Genomic DNA, 4002 nt, shown 5'->3' with positions numbered 1-4002 from the left:
CCGGTGCCCCGCGGTCCGGTGCCCCGCGGTCCGGTGCCCCGCGGTCCGGTGCCCCGCGGTCCGGTGCCCCGCGGTCCGGTGCCCCGCGGTCCGGGGTCCTGCGGTCCGGTGCCCCGCGGTCCGGGGTCCTGCGGTCCGGTGCCCCGCGGTCCGGGGTCCCGCGGTCCGGGGTCCCGCGGTCCGGGCCCCGCCGTCTGCCACTGCGGCAGGTCAGCAGGCGGTCGGGGGCTCCGGACGGAGAGGATGCGAGCTCCACCCGCCCGTACAGGGTCCGGGCGGAGAGGAAAACGAGGGAGGTGCCGTGGGCACGGGCGTGTTCCGCGGTGCCGCGCATGGCCTGGGACCAGTACGCGTCGGGGCCGGGGAAGACCAGGCCCTTGTAGCGGGTGGGGTCGACCCGGCCGGCGTGCAGGTCGCGGGCGTCCGCGTAGGCGAGATCGTAGCCGTAGCGCTCGGCCCAGCGGATGACGTCGTAGGCGTGACCGGCGTACGGGGGCAGGCCGGCACCCGCGTACGGACGGTCGAAGGAGACGGTGGTCGCGATGCGGGCGTCGGCGTCGGTCGTGCCCGTCCCGTCGGCCCCCGGGTACCGGTTGTGGAGCTGCCAGGTGATGTCGGGCAGGACGACGAGCAGGTCGGCCGGGCGGTGGTCGCGGACCGTGAAGGGGATCCGGGAGCGGTGGCGGCCGTCGGCGGTGGTCAGGACGGCCACGTGGGCGCCGGTGCTCCAGTCCGACGGGACCGGCAGCCGCCAGGACAGCCACCAGTGATGGCAGGAGACCGTCCGGCCGGCGGTCAGCGGCGGGGGCTGCGCGATGCCGGCGAGCCGGGGACCGGACATGATCCGGGTGGCGCCCTGGCCGTCGTAATGGCCGACGCGGTGGACGTCGACGCGGAACTCCTGGGGCGGGTCGACGGTGACGTGGAAGTCGATCGTCCCTCCGGGGGCCACCCCGCCGGTGGAACTGAACCCCTCGATCCGGCGGTGCCCCTGCTGCGCGCCCATGGTCGCTCCCCTCCCGCAGGCCCCGTTGCCGGCGGTCAGCAATGTGCTTGTCGTATGTCGCAAGCCCTGGCCAAGGAGCGCGATCAGCCCAAGCACATCACATGGCGCACACGCCGCGTCACCCTTCGTCGCGAACCGGCCGAGAGCGGAAGGCCCGGCTCCGGTGAGGGTCGGGAGGGCGGGTCGGCGTCCCCGCCCGTCCGGCTCAGACCAACCGGACCGGCTTCTCCGGGCGTATGCCCTGCCGGGCCAGCCACAGGCGGAGGGCTGTGGGGTCACCCTCCTCGATCAGCGCCATGACCTGGGCGGGCAGGTCCGTGACGCGTACGCCGCCCACCAGGAGGGCCGGCCCGTCGAGCCAGTCGAGCCCGGGGGTCGCGCCCGCGGTGTCCATGGCGGCACAGCAGACCATCGCCGTGATGTGGTCGGCGAGCAGTTCACGACCGGTGCGCGGGGGCTGGAGGGGGAGCAGGGGCAACGCCCGGTCGTCCCGGAGGAAAGCGGGGTCCGTCGGCGCGGGCGGCAGGGCCGGGGTGATCGGGGTGCCCGGAGCCGTCGGGGTCGTCGGAGCGCTCACGGCCGGGGCCGCCGCGGCCCGCGCGGTGGCCGCCGCTGCCTCGCGGGCCACTTCGGCGCCGATACGGGCGGCCAGGGCGGCGCTGCGTGGGGTGGTACCGGCGAGGTCCTCGTCGTCGCCCGGGTCCGCTCCGGCGACGGGGGCGGCTTCCCGGTCCCCGCGTATCCCGTCTTCTCCGCGTTCCCCGTGGGCGGGCGGGATCGCGTGCGGCGGGGGCTGCGCACGGGAGCCCGGTTCCCGGCCCGGCTCCGGACGCGGTCGCGGGCCGGGGTCCGTCAGGTGGTCGAGGACGCGGGAGAGCGTCGGGCCGTCGGGGCCCGGGCTGTCCGCGCCGACGGCGGGGCTCACGCCGAGTGTGTCCAGGACGCGGTGCAGACGGGCCGCGTCCGTACGCCACTTGCGGTCGACGACCTCCTCCGGGTAGTCGCCCCAGTGGACCGGCGACCAGTCCGGTCCACGCCCGGCGGGGCCGCCGTGGAAGAGCCGGGCGGCGAGCAGGGAGGTGGCCTGGTCCACCGTGCCGGGCTCCTCGAGCAGATCACAGGCGGGCCGCTCGCCGAGGCGGGAGGCGAACCCCTCGGCCAGCCGGTCCCGGCGGGACAGCTCGGTGAGCGCGGCCACCACCCCCGCGTTGAGCCGCGAGGGCCAGCGGCCCATCCGCCAGGCGGGCAGCGCGACCCGGGTGAGCAGCCGGTCCCAGCCCGCGTACGCCAGTCCCACCTGCTCCTGGGCGACGATCCGCAGCCCGTAGTCCACCGCCTGGGCACGCTCGGCCGCCGCCGCGGCGACCCTGCGCTCCATCTCGGCCGCATGGCCCCGGCAGCTGCGCAGCAGCACCCGCGCGACCCAGCCGAGGCCCGCGAACACCGCGCGGAACACCGGCCCGCGGCGGTGCTCCGAGGTCACCGCCACCGCCGCGTCGAGACCGCGGACGAAGCGCCGGGCGGCGGCTATGTCCGGATGCGCCGAAGGCCCCGTACCGGCGACGACCGGCGCGAGGACCGCGCGCAGCTCGCCGACGCGCATCCACCACAGGAACGGGGAGCCGATCACCAGCACGGGCGCGGCGACGGCCCGGTGGCGCGGATGCCGGCCCGCGCCCGCCGTGTCGCCGTGCCCCCCGGCGGGCGGAGGGCTGCCGTGCGCCGGATGGGTGCGGTCCTCCAGCCAGCTGTCGCAGTCGGGGGTGAGCGCTATCGCGGACGGGGCGGGGACACCCAGCCGGTCGGCGAGGTCACGCACCATCCGGTACAGGTCCGGGGCGGTCTCCTCGGCGACCGCTACCGTCGGAGTCATCGCGGGCCGGGCGCGGGCGACGACCAGGGCGACCCCGGCGGCGGCGCACAGGACCAGTACGGCGAGCGGCGTGAGCGTCCAGCGGGCGAGGTCCCAGCCGATGCCGGTGAAATGGCCGGTGGGGACGCCGACGAGCAGGATCACGGCGGCGGCCGCGGGCAGCAGGGCGACGGCCAGTGCTCTGCCGCGCAGGCGCAGCACCGCGAGCGCCCGTGAACGCGCGGTCCGCGTGCTCGTCTCACTGCCCATGCCGCCTCCGCTCATCACCCGCCTCGCCCCCTCCCGACGGTCCTGACGCTGTCCCGGCGTTGTCCACTTCCCCACTGTGGCACCCGTCACCGACATCGCAATGTCGGTGGGCCAAGTGCCGGAACGCTTGCGCGGCACCCTAGTTGGGGCTCCGGCCCTCGTCAGCCGGATACCGCATCGGTCACCCGATGGAATGGCTCAGGGGAAAGGTGGAGGACGGAGGGCAAGGATCGGGCCCCGGATCCTGAGACGGGATGCTGTCGGTTGATCCGGGGCCTGGCGTGACGTCGGCCTTCGAGACCCGGTTGTGGTCTTGAAGGCCGACGTTGTCGTTTGGGGTGGGTGCGGATGTCGATGCAGCCGAAGGGGTCTGGGGAGATCCCGGCGGAGACGGTGCGGGTGGCGCGGGCCGCGTTCCCGAACGGGAGTCCGGCGATCCGGGTGCGGGACGAACCGGGGTCACTGTTCACGGACGAGGAGTCCGTGGACCTGTTCCAGACGCGGGGCAGGCCTGCCTGGTCACCGGGTCGGCTCGCGCTGGTACCGGTGTTGCAGTCCGTCGAAGGGCTCACCGACCGGCAGGCCGCGGAAGCGGTCCGGGCCAGGATCGACTTCAAGTACGCGCTCGGCCTCCAGCTCGGCGATCCGGGGTCCGACTTCTCGGTACTGTCGGAGTTCCGGGATCGGCTGGTGGAGGCTGACGCCGGGCTGCGGGTGCTGGACGGCGTCCTGGTCGCGGCTCGGGAGAAAGGCCTGCTGAAAACGACAGGCCGGGCCCGCACCGACGCTACGCATGTGCTGTCGTCGGTACGGGAGCCGTCCTGGCTGGAGATGGTGTCCGAGACCTTGCGTTCCGCGCTCGACGCACTTGCCC

The 4002-nt window shown here is 75.2% G+C and carries 3 protein-coding genes; 1 reads left to right on the top strand and 2 read right to left on the bottom strand.

Annotated features, from left to right (window positions below):
- Positions 1 to 1006: N,N-dimethylformamidase beta subunit family domain-containing protein (locus TU30_RS28055; RefSeq protein ID WP_370626722.1), on the bottom strand; the 1006-nt coding region annotated here is incomplete at its 3' end.
- A gap of 205 nt (positions 1007 to 1211) precedes the next feature.
- A complete protein-coding gene (locus TU30_RS28050; RefSeq protein ID WP_042175185.1) occupies positions 1212 to 3143 on the bottom strand; it encodes a membrane protein in 1932 nt (643 codons plus the stop codon).
- Positions 3144 to 3476: 333 nt separating this feature from the next.
- Here TU30_RS28050 and TU30_RS28045 point away from each other — a divergent pair.
- Positions 3477 to 4002, top strand: a 526-nt coding sequence (locus tag TU30_RS28045) for a transposase (RefSeq protein WP_042175182.1), incomplete at its 3' end; no start/stop codon positions are given.

Origin of the sequence: Streptomyces sp. NBRC 110035 (assembly GCF_000829695.1) — a bacterium.
Taxonomy (GTDB): Bacteria; Actinomycetota; Actinomycetes; order Streptomycetales; family Streptomycetaceae; genus Streptomyces.
The sequence above is the reverse complement of the archived record's forward strand: the minus strand, read 5'-3'. Positions and strand labels throughout refer to the sequence as shown.